Annotated in this window: 14 protein-coding genes and 1 pseudogene; 7 read left to right on the top strand and 8 right to left on the bottom strand. The window is 42.3% G+C overall.

Going from position 1 to position 19,534, the window contains the following annotated elements; genetic code table 11:
• Positions 1–488 precede the first annotated feature (488 nt).
• Positions 489–866 (top strand): hypothetical protein, encoded by a 378-nt coding sequence (locus DP114_RS00660; protein ID WP_171975184.1) that lies wholly within the window; start codon positions 489–491, stop codon positions 864–866.
• Between the two features lie 144 nt (positions 867–1,010).
• Complete coding sequence (gene wecB / locus DP114_RS00655; RefSeq protein WP_169263933.1) at positions 1,011–2,162, top strand: non-hydrolyzing UDP-N-acetylglucosamine 2-epimerase; 1,152 nt, start codon at positions 1,011–1,013, stop codon at positions 2,160–2,162.
• Here the strand turns inward: wecB and DP114_RS34615 are convergent.
• From DP114_RS34615 to glcD, 4 genes are all read right to left on the bottom strand, one after another.
• The gene (locus DP114_RS34615; RefSeq protein WP_246162992.1) at positions 2,159–3,181 is read right to left on the bottom strand and encodes a peptidoglycan-binding domain-containing protein; all 1,023 of its coding nucleotides are present in this window, start codon (positions 3,179–3,181) and stop codon (positions 2,159–2,161) included. The two genes, wecB and DP114_RS34615, sit on opposite strands and share 4 nt — an antisense overlap.
• Before the next feature lie 380 nt (positions 3,182–3,561).
• Positions 3,562–4,191: a peptidoglycan-binding domain-containing protein gene (locus DP114_RS00640; RefSeq protein WP_169263932.1), complete on the bottom strand. Its 630-nt coding sequence runs from the start codon at positions 4,189–4,191 to the stop codon at positions 3,562–3,564.
• Between the two features lie 382 nt (positions 4,192–4,573).
• Entirely contained in the window at positions 4,574–5,497 is a 924-nt protein-coding gene (locus DP114_RS00635) for a M23 family metallopeptidase (RefSeq protein WP_171975183.1), read from the bottom strand.
• 441 nt (positions 5,498–5,938) lie between these two features.
• Complete coding sequence (glcD, locus tag DP114_RS00630; protein WP_169263931.1) at positions 5,939–7,417, bottom strand: glycolate oxidase subunit GlcD; 1,479 nt, start codon at positions 7,415–7,417, stop codon at positions 5,939–5,941.
• A gap of 115 nt (positions 7,418–7,532) precedes the next feature.
• Here glcD and DP114_RS34610 point away from each other — a divergent pair.
• Positions 7,533–7,727: pseudogene (locus DP114_RS34610) on the top strand (Uma2 family endonuclease); the annotation flags it as partial.
• Between the two features lie 45 nt (positions 7,728–7,772).
• Here DP114_RS34610 and DP114_RS00625 read toward each other — a convergent pair.
• Together DP114_RS00625 and miaA are read right to left on the bottom strand one after the other, a co-directional pair.
• Complete coding sequence (locus DP114_RS00625; RefSeq protein WP_171975182.1) at positions 7,773–8,504, bottom strand: GDSL-type esterase/lipase family protein; 732 nt, start codon at positions 8,502–8,504, stop codon at positions 7,773–7,775.
• A gap of 70 nt (positions 8,505–8,574) precedes the next feature.
• The gene (miaA, locus tag DP114_RS00620) at positions 8,575–9,474 is read right to left on the bottom strand and encodes a tRNA (adenosine(37)-N6)-dimethylallyltransferase MiaA (RefSeq protein WP_171975181.1); all 900 of its coding nucleotides are present in this window, start codon (positions 9,472–9,474) and stop codon (positions 8,575–8,577) included.
• Positions 9,475–9,655: 181 nt separating this feature from the next.
• Here miaA and gyrB point away from each other — a divergent pair, with 181 nt between their 5' ends.
• From gyrB to rpoD, 3 genes are all read left to right on the top strand, one after another.
• Positions 9,656–11,593 carry a DNA topoisomerase (ATP-hydrolyzing) subunit B gene (gene gyrB, locus DP114_RS00615; RefSeq protein WP_171975180.1) on the top strand — a complete coding sequence of 646 codons (1,938 nt, stop codon included), beginning with the start codon at positions 9,656–9,658 and terminating at the stop codon, positions 11,591–11,593.
• Between the two features lie 653 nt (positions 11,594–12,246).
• Positions 12,247–12,885 carry a fasciclin domain-containing protein gene (locus tag DP114_RS00610; RefSeq protein WP_171975179.1) on the top strand — a complete coding sequence of 213 codons (639 nt, stop codon included), beginning with the start codon at positions 12,247–12,249 and terminating at the stop codon, positions 12,883–12,885.
• Between the two features lie 1,511 nt (positions 12,886–14,396).
• On the top strand, positions 14,397–15,572 hold the full coding sequence (rpoD, locus tag DP114_RS00605) for an RNA polymerase sigma factor RpoD (RefSeq protein WP_169263926.1): 1,176 nt from the start codon (positions 14,397–14,399) through the stop codon (positions 15,570–15,572).
• 211 nt (positions 15,573–15,783) lie between these two features.
• On the opposite strand, the gene DP114_RS00600 is transcribed toward rpoD, so the two are convergent.
• The gene (locus tag DP114_RS00600) at positions 15,784–15,963 is read right to left on the bottom strand and encodes a chlorophyll a/b-binding protein (RefSeq protein ID WP_169263925.1); all 180 of its coding nucleotides are present in this window, start codon (positions 15,961–15,963) and stop codon (positions 15,784–15,786) included.
• A 177-nt stretch (positions 15,964–16,140) separates the two neighbouring features.
• Between DP114_RS00600 and DP114_RS00595 the strand changes: the two genes are divergently transcribed.
• Positions 16,141–16,707, top strand: a complete 567-nt coding sequence (locus tag DP114_RS00595; protein ID WP_171975178.1) for a DUF3455 domain-containing protein — start codon at positions 16,141–16,143, stop codon at positions 16,705–16,707.
• A 284-nt stretch (positions 16,708–16,991) separates the two neighbouring features.
• Here DP114_RS00595 and gyrA read toward each other — a convergent pair whose 3' ends face one another.
• Positions 16,992–19,511: a DNA gyrase subunit A gene (gene gyrA, locus DP114_RS00590; protein WP_169263924.1), complete on the bottom strand. Its 2,520-nt coding sequence runs from the start codon at positions 19,509–19,511 to the stop codon at positions 16,992–16,994.
• Between the last annotated feature and the right edge of the window lie 23 nt (positions 19,512–19,534).

Raw genomic sequence — 19,534 nt, 5'->3', positions numbered from 1 at the left:
TGTATTCTTTAAGGAACAATTTTTGCTATTTCACTGGGAGTTGCTGACATTTCTAGAAGGAAATTTTGACTTTTGTAAACAAATTCAAAACTCTTGTCATTTGCATACACGACAAACCACCTGGCAGGGGATCACCAATTTACTAATTTATTCAAGACCATTTACGAATTATGAGGAACTTTCCTTGCTTTGATAAGAAATGTTAAGCACGCTAAAAGTAATTGAATTTCAAAAAACCTTTAAAATCATTACTTTTTAGTTGATATGCCTAAAGATAGATGTCAACAACAGGCTTTGTCTCAAACTAAGGATTAAATTTCTTCACATAATTGCAAAAAATTAAGTGTAAAGTTTATTAAAAAAACGCTCATCTTATGAATAGGTTTTTATATACTGAATCTTTAATAGTTGATCCCGCTCATTGATGAGTTAGAGATTTCTCAACCTGAATCTTTGTTTTGTTGATTTTGTATTTAAGGGAAAAAGTCATGGCTTTGTCTCAAACATCTAATTTAAGTAAGACACACTCTTTGTTAATGATGAAAAGTTTCTTAATATGGACTTTTACATTGGCAGTATGCTTGCTGGTTGTCGGTTTTCCTTTGGTTGTCTTGATGGCTACGGTCGGATGTCTGTTGTCAGTTGTTTTACAATCAGTGATGCCTGTTAGTGCGGTTTTGCTTGTTGCAGGTGGTTTAATTATGTTTAATGTGATGGCAGTTGTAATGGCTGCTGCAGCCCTGACTCTTAAAGGAGTTCATCCAAGCGAAATCAAATGGTTGAGCTGGCTGCATGGAGAAACAGAGAATATGCAAACGATCGCCGTTTATGCTTCTTGCCCATTAACTTGTGAAATTAAACACTAACTATCACTGCTCAATTCGACAAACAGTACATCCGCCCGGTTCAGCCGGGTTTTTTCATGCCTTTTTTGTCCTTTGTCATTTCCGGATGATAGCTATTGACTCATGACTATTGACTAGTGACAATTGACTAATGACAATTGACTAATGACAAAAAAGCAAATTTACATTATATTGGGTACTCGTCCGGAAGCAATCAAACTAGCTCCAGTCATTCAGGTTTTCCAAAATTCCTCAAGTCTGAACACATCTGTTATTTTGACAGGACAGCATCGCGAGATGGTTGAGCAAGTGATGCGGCTGTTCAACCTCAAAGCGACTCATGATTTGGAGATTATGCAACCAAAGCAATCTCTGAGTGATATCACCTGCCGCAGTTTACAAGGTTTGGAAGGATTATTCCAAGAAAGTAAGCCAGATTTAGTCCTAGTGCAGGGAGATACGACTACGGCATTTGCCGCAACTTTGGCTGCATTCTATCAAAAAATCCCTGTAGGACATGTAGAAGCTGGGTTAAGGACGGATGACTTATTTAATCCTTATCCGGAAGAAGCTAATCGGCGGCTGATTTCTCAACTAACTCAATTGCACTTTGCGCCAACGCCAATAGCCGTGGAAAATCTAGAACGTTCTGGTGTTTTGGGCGAAATTCACCTGACGGGTAACACAGTGATTGATGCGCTGTTAACTGTAGCTGCAACTGTTCCTGTTTGTGATATACCTGGATTGGAATGGGAAAAATATCGTGTCCTGCTGGCAACAGTTCACCGCCGTGAAAATTGGGGAGAACCACTGCATGATATAGCTCAAGGATTTTTACAGTTACTGGATAAGTTCGGTGATACAGCTTTGCTACTGCCATTGCACCGTAATCCGATAGTGCGAGAACCGTTGCAAACACTATTGGGAAACCATCCGCGTGTCTTTTTAACAGAACCTTTAGATTATGCTGAATTAGTGGGAGCGATTATGCGATCGCACCTTTTACTTACCGACTCTGGCGGTTTACAGGAAGAAGCACCCAGTGTTGGAAAACCAGTTTTGGTTTTGAGAGAAACAACAGAAAGACCTGAAGCAGTCACTGCGGGTACAGCTAAACTAGTGGGAACTCAAAGCGAGAACATTTTTGCGACTGCAGCCCAATTGCTTTCTGATTCTACTGCTTATGAAGCAATGGCAAACGCGATTAATCCCTTTGGCGATGGTCATGCAGCAAAGCGAATTTTACAAATTGTGCAAAATTACTTGCAGCTTTCCCCAGAAACATCAGCCTCACTTCAAGAGCATTTTGGCAATTAAGGACCACCAACACTAATACCAGAATACCCAGAATACCCAGAATAGCTATAATTTCCAGAATTTCCAGGATAATATCGTCTTATGCTAACATTACCCACTCCCAGATAACTTAGAGTTTCTGATCTGGCTACTCCATCTGGACGAAGACCAAGACTTGCCTGGAAGTTTCTGACTGCTCTTTGTGTTGAAGAATCGTAATATCCAGTGACTGGAACATTAGCCAAAGCTCTTTGAAGTTCTGCCACAGCTTCACCTCTGGAGCCTCTTCTTAAAGTTATGTTACGGCTATAGCTGTCGTTATAATACGGAGAGTAGCCTCTAGCACCAAAACCATCGTTAGGATACAGAGGATAATCTAAAGATGGTCTGCGGCTAATGTTCCCGAACCCAAGATAACTAAGAGTTTCAGGTCCCGCGACTCCATCTGGACGTAAGCCGTTTCTTGCCTGAAAGTTCCTAACTGCTCTTTGAGTTAACGAACCATAGTATCCAGTGACTGAAACATTGCCCAAACTTCTTTGAAGTTCTGCCACCGCATCACCTTGGGAACCTTTTCTAAGAGTGATGCTACCGCCAATCCCATTATTATAAGTGTCTTGTGTTGGAACACGGCGAAGAGTATATTCTTTCTTAGCGCGGGTGTCAATCCACTTAGCAGAAACGTAATTACCTGTAGACAACCGAGCAAATCCACGCTTATATGCTACAACTCTTGGCAATGGTGAACCATTGGAGTCACATTTGGCAGCGCGATAGGAGGTACTAGGACCTGTACGTATATTAAGACAGCTACCGTTAGTTCTCACAGAGTATCTACCAGGACCGTAGTAGGCGGCTGTTGCTGGTTGGGATTGGGCGAAAATTGCCAATAAGGTAGTGATTAGTGCGAAACTTAACCATGTAGATTTCAAATATTTTTGCCCTGGAATAGTGAGTTTAAATTCAGGAAGATGGTATTCGCTATCTGCAGTTACCGCTGCATATGAACTATCCATCAGAGAATAAGCAAGATATTCCACAATCTTCTCCTTTGTGCTGAAAGTCGTTTGGTGAGTGTAGAAGTTTTGTTGTGCTCTTCCGTAGATTTTGTCTAGGTAGAACTTTACTGGTCTATATAAATTGTGACAGAGTCTAGAACGAAATTGGAAATTAAAGTGAATTTTTCAAAAACAAAATCCCTGTCCGCTTGACTCAAACAGACAGGGAAATATTGACCAAGAAAAATATGTGTTGCTAACAGCTTTGTTGCATACAAAGTCTGTGAGCCTAAAAATCCTTTTTTACAGCGGTTTCATATAAATAGACCACAAATGGTAAGATGGGCATCGCTCAGAAAAGCCATCTAATGGACATTGTGAGATATTAGTGAGTAATGCCTGCCTTACAAAAAATACTGTAATTAATACACTCCCAAACCAGATAAGGTTTGTGGTCCAGCGACTCCATCTACAAGTAAACCATTTCTTCGCTGATAGTTTTTGACCGCATCTGCTGTGATTTGACCATAATATGCGGTAGGTGTGAGTCCTAAAGTTTCTTGTAGTCTTGCTACAGCAGAACCTTGAGAACCTAAACTCAAAGTGTAAGGACCACCAACACCAGGACCACCGGTGTTGCCTTTGCCAGGTTTGTTGCTAATCCAATTAGCACCAACGTAATAACCATTGGATAGCTTTGCAAATCCATTTTTATATGCTACGACTCGTGGAAGTCGTGAGCCATTACGGTAAGATGCAACAACGGCAGTGGATGAGCTAGGACCTTTACGAACTAAGAGATCACTGCCTTTTGTCTGAACATAATATTTGTTTCCTGGACCGTTGTATGTGGCTGAAGCTGTTTGAGCTTGAGCTAAAATCGCTAACAACGTACCCATGAGCGCGAAACTTAACCACACAGATTTGAAATTTCTGTTCCAGTTGAATCTCAGTTTCAATTCTGGCAGTTTCAATTCTGGAAGACTGAATTCTGTATCTTTAGTCGCCTCTGCGTAGGCACTATCCATCAAAGAATAAGCAAGATATTCCACAGTCAGCTCCTTAATACTGGAAAATTCACAAATGCAGAGTTTTACTTCGTTTTTTGGTGAGTCTGTCTAATGTAACTTAGACTACGCTTTATCGTAAAGGATTTTCACTGGTAGCATAATTAAGAAAATATAATTTTTGTCACAAAAGTCTGGAACAATGCCGTGAGTAAAGCGTCACTCGCTCCGCTCAAATTCAAAATTCAAAATTCAAAATTCAAAATTAATTAGTGGGAGCGTGTGTACCGTCACTAATTCAAGACCACCAAATCAAAGATTATGGTGGTGGCTGTGCATCATAGCCTCTGGCGAGCCGACTCCAAAGCAGCATTGCCCCAAAAGAGCAAATGTATCTGTAGTATTTACAAGAATAGAAAATCTTACCTTATTGCCCAAACTGCTTTGAAAAGGAAAAAGTATCAGAACGTACTTGCTGACCATTTTGCCAAACTTCTACTTTGTCAGAACTAACAATATAGGAAAAACTACCATTGTCTGCTCGATACTGAGAACTGCCAACACTCCTAGCAGGAAGGCGTACAGGGTGGGTTGAGTCTCGCTTTAATTGCCCAATATAAAACAACTGACCATTTTCCTGACAGACTTTCACAGAAAGATTTGCTGTTTCGCCTTCGATTACTGTAGTGCCATTGCATTTAGTATCAGCCATCTGAGATCCAACAGGCACTGGAATTGGTTGCCAAGATGAAACTTCCTGTGGTGTCTGTGTACCAGAGACTTGGTTGATTTCGTGATTTGCTTTTGCTTGAGTTGCAGTCTGCTGTTGTGGAATTTTTCCTGCAATCAAAGATGGTAATGTCGTCAAGGGGTCAACAGCAAAACGATGATTTTTACGCACCTCAAAGTGTAGGTGAGGTGCCGTACTATTACCTGTCGTTCCCATTTCTGCAATAACTTGTCCTTGGCTGACCTGTTGACCCTGTTTCACCAAAAAGCGGCTATTATGACCGTAAACTGTAACAGTCCCATCGGGATGCTCAAGAACTACGACATTCCCTAATCCCCATTCGTTCCAACCTGCTTTGACCACTGTACCGGATGCAGCAGCAACAATAGGAGTACCAGTTGCTCCTGCGATATCAATTCCTTCATGTTGATATTTGCGAAAACCCTGAGAAATTATTCCCTGAGTGGGCCAAATTAAATCAGAGGGAAGAGATTTTTGTGGAATATTGGAGCTTTTTACTGTCTGGGTCAAAACCTGCGTATTTGTACTTAACACAGCAAAAAAAGATGTTAACCCTATCAAGCTATATGTACAAATTTGAGTAATAGTAACTTTTATCATCAGTTAGAGCTTGTAAGAAAAATGGTTTAGGATGTCTTGAGTTATTTGCTGTTACAGTCTTAAAGCAACAACATCAGGAGTGTCAGTAATCCAAAATCCAAAATTCCCAAGCCCTGGATGAATCCATCGGATCAATCCAAAATCTACACCCTTCCTAAATAGGATGTGAACACCCTCCTCGTCTTCTCTTTCTTTTCTTTGCGCCCTACCCTGCACCGAAGCCGCTTTGCGTCTATGCGCCCTTTGCGCTACCCTGCGGGAAGCCGCTTCGCGTCTACGTTTTTTTGTTCACGACTTATCTAGGATTGCTGTAAAATTCAAAATTGTCTACTGGATGAAGGGAGAATCCCACGGCTTTAAGTGAAAACGTTAGGCGTAGCCGCGCCCCAGGCGGCGACAGCGCGATGTTTTCATAGCCGTGGGAGCGTCATTTGGTATAAGCTAAAATTTTTCCACACCCTCAAACTTTTTAGCAATCTCACCCGTAGCGTTTGCAGCCTCACCACAAGTGCGCGGTGTCGGGAAAATCTTACCTGGATTTGCCAAACCTTTGGGATTAAAAACTTGCCGTACCCATTGCATAGTTTCTAAATCAGTGGCAGTGAACATTTCTGGCATATAACATTTTTTGTCTGCACCAATACCATGTTCACCAGAAATACTACCACCAACTTTCACGCATAGCTTGAGAATTTCCCCGCCGACTTCTTCCACCTTTTCTAATTCGCCAGGAATGGAATTATCGTACAGAATCAATGGGTGAAGATTCCCATCTCCAGCATGAAATACGTTAGCAATGCGATACCCAGATTTTTGACTTAATGCTTCAATTTGTTCTAGTACATACGGTAACTGAGTGCGAGGAATGACACCATCTTGTACATAATAATCTGGACTGACGTGACCTGCAGCAGCAAAAGCGGCTTTTCTTCCTTTCCACAATCTTAAGCGCTGTTCTGGGTCACTAGCTATTGTGATATTTCGTGCACCATTCTTTTGGCAAATTTCTGCAATCCGCTGTTTATTTGCCGCAACTTCTACTGCCAAACCGTCAATTTCTACTAATAAGATACCACCAGAATCGCGGGGATAACAATTTGTTGCCACCACATCTTCAACGGCATTAATGCTGAGATTATCCATAATTTCCATACCACCAGGAATAATCCCCGCGCTGATGATATCAGAAACACTAACACCTGCTGCTTCAATACTCGTAAAGTCTGCCAAAAGTACGCAAATTGATTCAGCAGTTTTGAGAATTCGCAGCGTAATTTCTGTAGCAATTCCTAGCGTTCCTTCAGAACCAACAAACAAACCTGTTAAGTCATAACCAGGCATTTCAGGAATTTGTCCCCCCACATCAACAATCGAACCATCAGGAAGGACAAGTTTCAATCCCAAAACGTGGTTGGTTGTGACACCGTATTTTAAACAATGTACGCCACCAGAGTTTTCTGCGACATTACCACCAATTGAGCAAATGATTTGGCTGGAAGGGTCAGGAGCGTAGTAAAAACCAGCACCACTCACAGTTTGTGTTACCCAACTGTTAATCACTCCTGGCTGAACAATAACTTGCTGATTTTCTAAATCAACTTTAAGTATTTGTCGCATTAAAGAAGTGACAATCAAGACGCAATTCTCGACTGGCAACGCCCCACCAGATAAACCCGTACCAGAACCGCGTGCAATGAAGGGGATGGAGTGGCGATCGCATATTTTCACAACCTCTGCAACTTGTTCTGTCGTCCTCGGTAACACCACCACAGCTGGACGTTCGCGATAGCTAGTCAGTCCATCGCACTCGTATGTGATGAGTTCCTCGCGGCGTTGTACTACGCCATTTTTACCAACGACAGCCTCAAATTGCTTGACGATGGGTTTCCAGTTGCGTTGTTGTTTATCTTGGGTAAGCATAGGTGGTTTTTCCAAGGGAGAGAACTACTTTGCCGACTCCCTATAAACATATTGTTACAAGAATTGCACCTGAAACGGGAGTCAAGAACAATATTGTCTATTCTGATCTGACACCCTAGAGCAAGTTGGCTTAGATTTAACTCTCTGGCAAGGAGAATTTGAAGGTAGGCAAGATGTTTGGTTACGTTGGTGTTACAAAGATGGTATCGTTGTACAAACTGGGGATAAGCGTGCTTCACAAGCAGAACAACGTGCTCAATTACTTGCAGAAAAATTACGAGCTATGGGTATTGATCCTGATAGTCTTTAGAGAGGTTTCATGAAACGCCTCAACCAAAAAATTATCAAGGACTAATTATTCTTTCACATATTTTTCAATAGCTTGCTTCCACATTAAATATCCTTGACCATTTAAATGCAGTCCATCTTGTGTGTATCGAGCATCTAATTGATTCTGCGAATCGGATAAATGAGAGAAAACATCTATGTACTCATAAGAAAACTCTTTTGCCACTTCTTTCAACTGCAAATTCAATTGCAAGATGTTCTTATTATCTTGCCAATAGCGAGTCACTTGATTGTTGACTGGTAAAACACTTTGAATAAAGACTTTTGTGTTTGGCGTTTGATTTCGCAATTCTGTTAAAAGGTGCTGGTATCCAGTTAATGTCTGTTCGACAGATTTGTGAGCATTGATAAAGTCATTGATGCCTATCATTAAGAAAAGTTTTTTTGGTTTAGATGCCACAACAGCGTTTAGACGATTTAAAACAGAATCTGTCGTGTCAGCGCTAATACCACGATTTTTTAGATTCGGATTTTCCAGCAATTCTCCCCATTCGCCTTCATCAGTTAAACTATCTCCCAAGAAAATGATTCCGGAGTCTGATTTGGGCAGGATTTCAAACTGGCTTTTTTTATGTAGATAATAAACTGAGTAATTATTTTGAGCAGACTTGCTGGGAAGTATTTTTTGCGACAAATATGAAACTCCTCCTCTTCTGGCCAGAAATACAGTCACTAGCAACAAAAAGAAAAGATTGAGCAAGAGAGAAAGAAAGAATAAGATGACAATTGTATTGTTCATTGTTCTAATTTCATTATCAAAAGGAAAGTGCTCAGGTATAAGTTTCTATTTATGAGTTCGTCGGTTACTCTCAACTACAGTTGGCGATGAACTCTTGCAACCGCTGCCAAACTTTATCCAATAAATCAGGACTCTCTACATCAAACCACTCAATTTGAGGATATGCTCTAAACCAAGTCCGTTGGCGCTTGGCAAATTGCCTTGTGTGCAAAACAGTTAATTGTTTCGCTTCCTCCAAAGAAATATCTCCTGCCAAATGTTGTTTGATTTCCTGATATCCTAAAGTATTCAGCAAAGGTAAGTCAGTTCCATATTTCTGGCAAAGGTATTTCACCTCCGCGACTAAACCATCTGCAATCATCTTCTGTGTACGCTGTGCGATGCGTTGGGTAAGGTGAGCAGAGTCACAGTCCAAACCAATTTGCAAAATCGGATAATTTGGGGGATTTTCTCCTTGTTGATCGGAAATTGGGCGACCAGTGACGTAGAATACCTCCAATGCCCTTAAAGTCCGGACTGAGTCGTTTGGATGAATTTTTTGTGCTGCAATCGAGTCAACTTGTTGCAACATATCGTACAATAGCCTTTGACCCAAAGATTCCAGTTGCGATCGCAATTCCTTGTGCGGTGCAACCCTGGGAATTATCAAACCCTGTGTGATGGAGCGTATGTATAAACCAGTCCCACCAACCAGCAGGAGGGGATGAGGACGAGAAGCAATTAACGCCTGTGCTTGATCTTGATAGTCTGCAACTGTCATAGTGTTTGTCGGGTTGCAGATATCTATAAGATAGTGCGGTACTAAGTTTTGTTCAGCTTCTGTAGGTTTCGCCGTACCAATATTAAATTCCCGATAAACCTGACGAGAGTCTGCACTCAGAATGACTGAGTCAAGCCGCATCGCCAAATCCAATGCTAATCCCGACTTACCCGTCGCCGTCGCGCCACAAATCACAATTAATTTAGTCATTAGTCAATGAAGAGTAAACACTGACAACTGATAACTGATAACTAATTAGGTACAGTCCCCTCATAAACTTCTCTTCAAATTGCCCTAAAGTCGCCAGCAAGGCTTTTGTGCTAGAATTTTTGAGTCTTTTGATATTTTCAACCATTAGGCGATTTTACCCCCAATTAACAGGAGAGTTTACATGACGAGCAGTTACAGTGCCGCTCAGATTCAAGTTCTGGAAGGTCTGGAACCCGTCCGCAAAAGACCGGGAATGTACATAGGTTCCACAGGCCCGCGAGGACTCCATCATTTAGTTTACGAGGTGGTGGACAACTCAGTAGATGAAGCTTTGGCGGGTTACTGCACTCATGTGGAGGTGGATCTCAACTCTGATGGTTCTGTAACCGTTGTAGATGATGGTCGGGGTATCCCTACAGATATTCACCCCCAAACGGGGAAATCAGCATTGGAAACTGTGTTAACAGTACTACACGCCGGGGGAAAATTTGGCAGCGGTGGCTACAAAGTTTCTGGAGGATTACACGGAGTTGGTGTTTCCGTGGTGAACGCCCTGTCCGAGTCGGTGGAAATTACCGTTTGGCGAGACAAAATGGTTCATACTCAGCGCTACGAACGGGGTGTTCCTGTTACAGAACTGATAGCGAAGTCCTACAAGGAAAACCGTACTGGAACTTCTGTCACCTTCAAACCCGACTCCCAAATCTTCACAACCGTCACTGAATTTGATTACACGACTATAGCAAGCCGCTTGCGGGAATTAGCATACCTCAATGCTGGAGTCAAAATTACTTTTACTGATAACCGTCTCGAACTGCTTAAAAGTGATACACCTAAGGTAGAAACCTACGAATACAAAGGTGGTATTCGGGAATATATTACCTATATGAACAGTGATAAGCAACCACTGCATGAAGAAGTTATTTTTGTGCAGGGAGAACGCAACAATGTTCAAGTAGAAGTTGCTTTGCAGTGGTGTACTGATGCTTATACAGACAATGTACTAGGCTTTGCCAATAATATTCGCACGGTGGACGGTGGTACACATTTAGAAGGTTTAAAGGCAGTTTTAACTCGTACCTTGAATAATGTTGCCCGCAAGCGTAACAAAATCAAAGAAAATGAACCCAACCTCAGTGGAGAACACGTCCGTGAAGGTTTGACGGGTGTGATTTCTGTGAAAGTCCCAGAACCGGAATTTGAAGGACAAACCAAAACTAAATTAGGTAATACAGAAGTTCGGGGAATTGTAGATTCGTTTGTCGGAGAAGTTCTTACCGAGTACCTGGAATTTCATCCTAGTGTCGCTGATTCTATTTTAGATAAAGCTATCCAAGCTTTCAAAGCCGCAGAAGCCGCTCGACATGCGCGGGAATTAGTGCGTCGCAAATCAGTTCTGGAATCTTCACCATTACCAGGTAAATTAGCAGATTGCAGTACTAGGGATCCTAAGGAGTCGGAAATCTATATCGTGGAAGGGGACTCTGCAGGCGGAAGTGCAAAACAAGGACGCGATCGCCGATTCCAAGCAATTCTCCCCCTACGCGGTAAAATCCTGAATATTGAGAAAACTGACGACGCCAAAATCTATAAAAATACTGAAATTCAGGCGTTAATTACAGCACTCGGTTTAGGAGTTAAGGGCGAAGAATTCGACGCATCCCAACTGCGCTATCACCGTATAGTTATCATGACTGACGCTGACGTAGATGGAGCGCACATCCGGACTTTGTTGTTAACTTTCTTCTATCGGTATCAGAGGGCGCTGATTGAGCAGGGTCATATTTTCATTGCTTGTCCGCCACTGTTCAAAGTAGAACGGGGACGTAATCATTACTATTGCTATAGTGAGCGTGAGCTGCAACAGCGTCTGGCTGAGTTTCCCGATAACGCCAATTACACCATCCAACGCTTCAAAGGTTTGGGTGAAATGATGCCAGAACAACTCTGGACAACTACAATGAACCCAGAAACTCGTACTTTTAAGCAAGTGGAAATTGAGGACGCCGCCGAGGCTGATCGCATTTTCACGATTTTGATGGGCGATCGCGTTGCACCCCGTCGCGAATTCATTGAAACTTACGGTTCTAAACTCAATTTGACCGATTTGGATATCTAATTGTCTGTGAATTTGCTGACTACTCGTCTCTCGGTACAAGATTACCTATCTTTTCCTTATGGTTTTTGGCGACGCCAGTCGCCTAGTGCTCGATCAACCCAAAATTACGGGGTTAAGGCAAGCTGGGGAAGTCGGGGAAGCAGGGGGAGAGTAAGAATTTTTTCACCTCATCTACCCCTCAAAGTTGATGTAGTGGACTACTAGTAGGAGAAAAATGCCACACTTTAGCCGAAGGAAAGCCCAACGGAAACGTTCGTCACTGTGAGAGTGAGAAAACGCCACATGCTGAGTCCTGCACAAATGCTTTTCCAACAAGTTGGGATACCCTTTAGGGCATCGGTACTGTCTCACCGCAGTGCGCTTCACCTGTGCAGTGGCTCCCCTCCTGCACCCTGCTGGACTCTTTGTCATTCGCAGTCCTTATTTTTTTTCTGAGGTAAACAAGGGCTGCGAACTGCTCGCTGTATCAGCGCGCGCAGAGCGTCTACAAGTCGGCACAGCTGCCCTCGCAACTGGCATATTAGTTGTCGGCACAAGAGAAACAAGGTCGAGAGGCTAAGATATATAAACGCAACTAACTATCAGTTACTTTATTAACTTTTGTTAAATTTTCTAAATTTAATGGAACAATACTTATAAGAAGAGATATGAGTATGAAAGCAAGCAAAAGCATTTTTAGAAAAGCATTGTTTACCCTTATGAGTGCGGGTAGTCTGGTTGCTTTATCTGCTTGTGGTCAACCTAGTGTAGATCATACAACCGCTCCTCAGACTGCGGCAACTCCAGCAAATCTTCCTACATCTGCTCCTCCAATTGCCCAAACTCCTACTACCCCAACAGCAAGCAAAAACCTAGCAGAACTGGCACAGTTAGCATCCACTCAGGCTTCTTTTACAACGCTAACACGGGCAGTGCAAGCTGCTGGTTTAACTCAACAAATGGCAGAACTTGGACCCTACACAGTCTTTGCTCCAACGAATGCTGCTTTTGCTGCTTTACCAAAGGGTACAATTGAAAAGCTTCTCAAACCAGAAAACAAGCAACAATTGATCAAACTTGTGAGCTATCACGTTCTACCAGGACAAGTGACCTCTAGCCAACTGACGTCTGGACAAGTTAAAACAGTTGAAGGTTCTCCTGTGATAGTATTGGTTGACACTACGACCAGTACAGTTATCGTAAACGGTGCTAAAGTCATTCAAGCAGATATTCCAGCTAGTAACGGCGTAGTTCACATAGTAGACAAGGTTATTCTACCTCCAAAATTTCCAGCAAGTCTTGGCTCTAATTAAATCAGTGAACTGTCACTGGCAAACCCGCCCTCACAGGTTTGCCTATGTTCAGAGGACACGTTAGTTAGAACGGATCATGACCAAAAAGTACCGACTACCGACTTAAGATATAAGATATTTAAGGTTACTCCTAACACATATAAAAATTATTTATGAAAAACCACTTAAATAATCTTTCATTTTCTTTGGAAGAGTATCAAAAATAACATACTATCGTGACTCTATACTCTGCATATCTGTCTATATGTTGTTAACTTGAAGTACTGGTTAGAGCAATCTATTCTTAAAACGAGCAACCAGAATATAGTTTAAATTATTAGCCTTCTCTTAAGCCGCTGTCTACTTTTTTCCCACATTTGGAGACCTCTAAGTTAACCAAAAAGGGATTAGTACCATTAACTAGAGTTATCCAACAATTCATGCTCATCTGTACGGTAGTCTGGTGATAAATGTTTCTTAATGTACTTGATAGCAGGCTATGGTATATTTCGTACCCGTCTTATGAAATTGGGCATGAAATAGGTTATTATCGATAGTCTTAACTGTCAAATCCTTTTTTAATTGATTAAAATTATCCTTGTATACAATAAGAAGAGTTTGTCAAGATTCATAAGGTTGAAGTTTCAACAGTGCGTTAACGTGTGATTAAGAGCGGATTGGCTCAGTCCACATTCCTTTTCGAGCTAACTGATGCTGCCAAAGTCTTAACTCCTGAGTTAAAGTGATTGGCAGAACAAAGTTAAGTGACCACCAAAAACACCACAGTTACTCTATTTGTTGTATTCATGGTGCCTACAGTACGCCTAATGGAAGAAAACACAAAGCCACCTTAGACAGGTTGTGTATGACATGCTTGTCGCTTGGCTAACTTAACTCCACTCAGTAGCTTGTAAAGGAAATGTAAAAATGGCTGTAAGCATCTTTTCTGATTTCATTTGCTAAAAAGTATGCTTTTTCTGAGTAAAGAATGTTCTAAGTAATAGATTGATCGAGATATGAACCAGGTGTATTGACACGAAATTGAAATGAAAGTACCCCTGCAATTCCAAAAAGTTTTGGAGAAAATACAAAAGTATGGTGTCTTTATCAATGTCTTACTTTTGATAGAACAGTATTTAGATTGTTCAATAGTTTCATGATTAGGACACAAAAACAGTTCAATTTCTGTGAAACAGGCTACAATCGGAACAGTCTTTACAAAAGAATCTCCCAACAGTCATATTCATTTGTATGGAGTGGTAATTGTTTTTAGTAGTCCAAAGTCTTTATTTAGACTAATTAGTAAAAGGTGATGTTGCTCGGCAACACACATGGCGTTGACTAAAGATAAGAATTTACCTTCAACCAGACTTTCTCTCCAGGAGTAACTCTGTCGTGAAGGTGTAGTAAATTCTAAATTTATCTTAGGCAAAGTTGCCAAAAGCCCTCTTTTGTGTTGGGAAATAGTTCACCTTAAGAGTAGTAAGCACATCTTAAGTAATTGATTCTGCAAGGAGCATGAGGAACGCGGCATGAACCAGGCTAACAACGTACTCGAAAATATATATCAGCCTGATGATCTGGAAATAATGAATCAGCCTGAGATTGAGTTAGAAGAACTCTTAATTGACGACGAAGAGGACTTGCTGACGGGCGATGAAGGCGAACTCGATGAATTTTTAGAGCCTCAGTCTGATGAGGACGACTTAAAGTCTGGAAAAGCCGCTAAGGGGCGTCGTCGATCTCAAAGCAAGAAAAAGCATTACACCGAAGATTCGATCAGGCTTTACTTGCAAGAAATAGGTCGGATTCGCTTGTTGCGTGCAGACGAAGAAATTGAATTGGCACGCAAGATTGCCGATTTACTGGAATTAGAGCGCGCGCGGGAAAAACTTTCGCTACAGTTAGCTCGTGAGCCTTACGACAGCGAGTGGGCAGAAGCAGTACACATACCCATGCCACAATTTCGTTATCGGCTACATATTGGTCGTAGAGCGAAAGATAAGATGGTGCAATCAAACCTGCGTCTTGTCGTTTCAATTGCTAAGAAGTATATGAATCGAGGCTTGTCTTTCCAAGACTTGATTCAAGAAGGTAGTCTTGGTTTGATTCGCGCGGCAGAAAAGTTTGACCACGAGAAAGGATATAAGTTTTCTACATACGCCACATGGTGGATTCGTCAGGCGATAACCCGTGCGATCGCCGATCAATCCCGTACTATCCGCCTTCCGGTTCACCTCTACGAAACGATTTCCCGCATCAAGAAAACAACCAAGCTGCTTTCTCAAGAAATGGGTCGCAAACCCACGGAAGAAGAAATTGCTACGAGAATGGAAATGACAATTGAGAAACTGCGGTTTATTGCTAAATCCGCACAATTGCCTATTTCACTAGAAACGCCCATTGGTAAAGAAGAAGATTCTCGACTTGGCGATTTTATTGAGTCTGATGGTGAAACACCAGAAGACCAAGTTTCTAAAAACCTGCTGCGAGAAGACCTGGAAAAAGTCCTCGACAGTCTTAGCCCCCGTGAAAGAGATGTTCTCAGATTGCGTTATGGCTTAGATGACGGTCGTATGAAGACTTTAGAAGAAATTGGACAAATTTTCAATGTGACTCGTGAGCGAATTCGTCAAATTGAGGCAAAAGCGCTACGCAAGTTACGTCACCCAAATCGTAACAGCGTTTTAAAAGAGTACATCCGTTAGTTATTAGTCATTATGTCATGAGTCATTGATTTTAGACAAATGACTCATGATTGAGAAAAAACAAATACCTGTCAAACTAATGCTGTTTTGAGACTAACCCGAAGACAGGCTAATTCTGCTTGCGAAAAACCTGGAAGTATTAATACTTCCAGGTTCTTTGTTTATGTATGTATATATTTATTTATTGCGAGGCGGTCTGTAACCTGAAAAGTTACAGAATGCCCCAGAAGTGTAGGAAACCTTGACCAGAGAATAGCTCAATAAGAGCAGCTGCTAAAAAGCCAATCATCGCCAAGCGACCGTTCCAAACTTCTGCTTGAGGTGTGAAACCCCAACGCCAAGAATTACGGTCATCAATTACAGGGGTAGTGGTTTTTGTTGCGTTAGTCATAACTGGCACTCCAAACTAAATTATTTAAGGTTTGTTACCTTATGTAAACTAATATAACAATTTTTGAGAAGTTGTGTCACATTTGCCATAAATTTATTGCAATTTTTCGATTTATTTTTTACTTTCTGTGAAGTAAATCTCTTCAAGGTAATTGGTATTTCCCTTTTTTGAAGAGGTATGATGAAACTAAAAATGAAGTGCAAACAGATATGCTTCCTACTACTTCCATTACTGATTGCACAGGTTAGTGTGGCTCAAACGCCACAACAGAGGACAATTGCGCCGCCTCAGCTTCCTAACAACTTAAAGGTACCGCCAAATCAAGTATTACAGTTTGGGGAGAGGGCTACAGGAGTACAAATTTATCAATGCAAAGCGAAATCCGGTAACCCCAACCAATTTGAGTGGACGTTTGTAGCACCCGAGGCTAAACTGTTTGACGCACAAGGTAAGAACAATATCAAGCACTACGCAGGTCCTACTTGGGAGGCAAAGGATGGTAGTAAAGTCGTAGGTCAGGTCAAAGCAATCTTTGATTCACCCAACCCCAATGCAATTCCTTGGTTACTGCTTCAAGCCAAATCTCAGCAGGGTAATGGCATATTAAGTAAGACAACATACATCCAACGGGTGAATACTGTGGGTGGCAAACCCCCCGTTCAAGGATGTCAAAACAAGAGTGTAGGCACCCAAAAGCGAGTCAATTACACTTCTGACTACTTGTTTTATAGCGCGACTCCGTAACTGAGGCTAAGCGAGCACAGCTTAACTTACGCTAGTACTTACGGTTAAGTGAAAGTATTTGTAGAGTGGGCACCAATATAGTTCGGATAAGCGCTTGGGTTGCAGGGGAGGAAAGAATTATTGGACAATTAGTTCTTTGCCCCCTGCCTCTTGACTCCCCCAGCTGCCCCAGCCTGCATCAACGAGTAAATTTCTTAACCGAACGGTATTGGGATGGGCACTGCCTAGCAATTACCCAGCAATGATCAGCATAGTATCCCTAGACCAGAGTTGTAGACTGAGCATTACGAGTGTAGTTCAATCACAGAAATGATTTTTTCTTCACGACTAAGTTGAAGAATACTTTCACCAGGGCTATCTTTACCCAAGATTGGAACTGTTTCCACTCCAAGGCGTACCAGCCGTTGGTGATTGGTAACTACAGCCACCTCAGCACCTGCGATCGCTCGTACAATTCCTGCTAAAATGTCAGTCTTGTTGCTGAATTTAAAGGTTTGAGTTCCGATATCACCCCGATTCGCCGCCCGCAAACCACTTACAGGAATGCGCTTAGCGTATCCCAGTTGAGTTACCAGTAACAGGTTTTCCTTTGTGTTTGAAGTCACACAACCAACCATTTCTTCTTGCTGGCGCACGCGTAAACCTTGCAGACCCATCGCAGCGCGACCCATAATCGGGAATTGATTCTCATTAACCTCAAACTTCAAGACTCGCCCACCCGAACTTGCTAAAACCAAATGTTCCCTTCCAGTGGTGAGTGAAGTGGATAACAATTCATCGTCGTCTTTGAGTTTCAAGATAGTTATTCCACGACGAGTGAGGTTAGTCAATTCTGTCAAGGACAAACGCTTGATTCTTCCTTGCTTAGTCAAAAGAACAATCTCACTATTTTCTGGATCATCTGGTAATACAAAGCGGTTAATCACACCTTCTTGAGCGTCCTGCTGAGCAGAATTTGAGAGCAAGGTAATCAATGGTGTTCCCCGTGCAGAACGTCCACTGCTGGGAGGGATATCCGCTACATTCACTGGGTAAACCTTACCCCCACTGGTGAGTACCAGCAAGTCTTTTGTTGTGTCAGTTAACACACTTTTGAGCACGATATCATTATCGGATGTACCGTTGTCAGTTCTCGCCTTTCGGGGTGAAGGTTGAGAGCGACGTACATATCCCCTGTGCGTAAACTCTAATACGACTTGTTCTGACGGTGCTTCCAGTTTAGGATTTTCAAGTTTGGATTTTGTATTTTCTATATCCTCCTGTGCTCTGGTGCTCTTGTTTTCAAGATCTCCCCTGCTGGTATGCTCCTGTGCTATCCTAGTCCGACGATCATCATTGTATTTGCGCTTGAGCGATCGCAAATCTTTTTTGAGTGACTTCAATAATTCTCGTCTATCGTCCAGCAACGTGCGCAACAACTGAATTTGCTCATTGAGTTGCTCATACTCCTTGTGTAAGTTTTGCTGTTCTAAATTCGTTAAACGTCGCAATGGCATAGCCAAAATTGCATCCGCTTGCACCTCACTCAAATCCAGTCGGTTTTGCAAGCTCATTTTTGCTGTAGTCCCATCAGCAGCACTTCGTAAAATCTCTACAACCTCATCTACGTGAGATAGTGCTTTGAGTAAACCTTCAACCAAATGCAGCCGAGTTTGAGCCTTATCCAATTCATGAGAGTAGCGACGGTTCAGTGTTTGCTCCCGAAAACTTAAAAACTCCTGCAACAGTTGACGCAAGCTCAACTGACGCGGTTGTCCATCCACCAAGGCGAGGAGAATCGCCCCAAAGTTGCTTTGCAAGGCGGTTTGGTGATACAAATTCTGGAGAACTTCTTGAGGATTGGTATCGCGTTTGAGTTCAATCACGACGCGCATTCCCTGGCGATCGCTTTCATCGCGAAGATCTGCAATTCCTTGAAGCCGACCTTGATTTACTAAGTCCGCGACTTTCTCAATCCAACCAGCCTTATTCACCTGATAAGGCAATTCTGTAACCACAATTGCTGTCCGCCGTTTGTTTCCCTTACTTTGCGCAACTTCCTCAATTTGGGCAATTCCCCGCAGCACAATACTGCCTCGACTTGTGGTGTACGCTTCTTTTATTCCAGCGTTACCTACAATTTCACCACCAGTGGGAAAATCTGGTCCAGGAATGATCTCAAATAATTTTTCATTACTTAAATCGGGGTTATCGATTAATGCTATCAACCCATCTATCACTTCCCCTGAGTTATGCGGTGGAATATTCGTCGCCATCCCCACAGCAATACCAGAACTGCCATTGAGCAAGAGAAATGGTAACTGTGCTGGTAATACGGTTGGTTCTTGTTGGGAATTATCGAAGTTACCGATAAAATCCACCGTTTCTTCACCAATTTCCGTCAGCATTCCCTCGTGGCTGATAGGTGAAAGACGCGTTTCTGTATAACGCATCGCCGCAGGCGGGTCATTATCCACACTCCCGAAATTACCATGTCCTGCTAGTAAAGGATAGCGACTGGAAAAGTCCTGTACCAGCCTGACTAAGGCATCATAAACTGCTTGGTCACCGTGAGGGTGATACTTACCTAACACGTCTCCCACCACACGCGCGCACTTACGATAGGGTCGATCCGGCGTCAGCCCTAATTCGTGCATGGCATACAAAATGCGTCGGTGAACTGGCTTTAAGCCATCTCGCACATCTGGTAACGCTCGCCCAACAATGACACTCATGGCATATTCGAGATAAGACCGTTGCATCTCGGTATGCAAGGCTGTGGTAATGACCTGTCCCTCACAGAGAAGGTTTAACTGTTTTGCCATGAGTTTTTTTCCTAAATTTCCAC

The organism is Brasilonema sennae CENA114, assembly GCF_006968745.1.
GTDB classification, from domain to species: domain Bacteria; phylum Cyanobacteriota; class Cyanobacteriia; order Cyanobacteriales; family Nostocaceae; genus Brasilonema; species Brasilonema sennae.
Note: the sequence above shows the minus strand (reverse complement) of the source record. Positions and strands in the feature narration are given on the sequence as shown.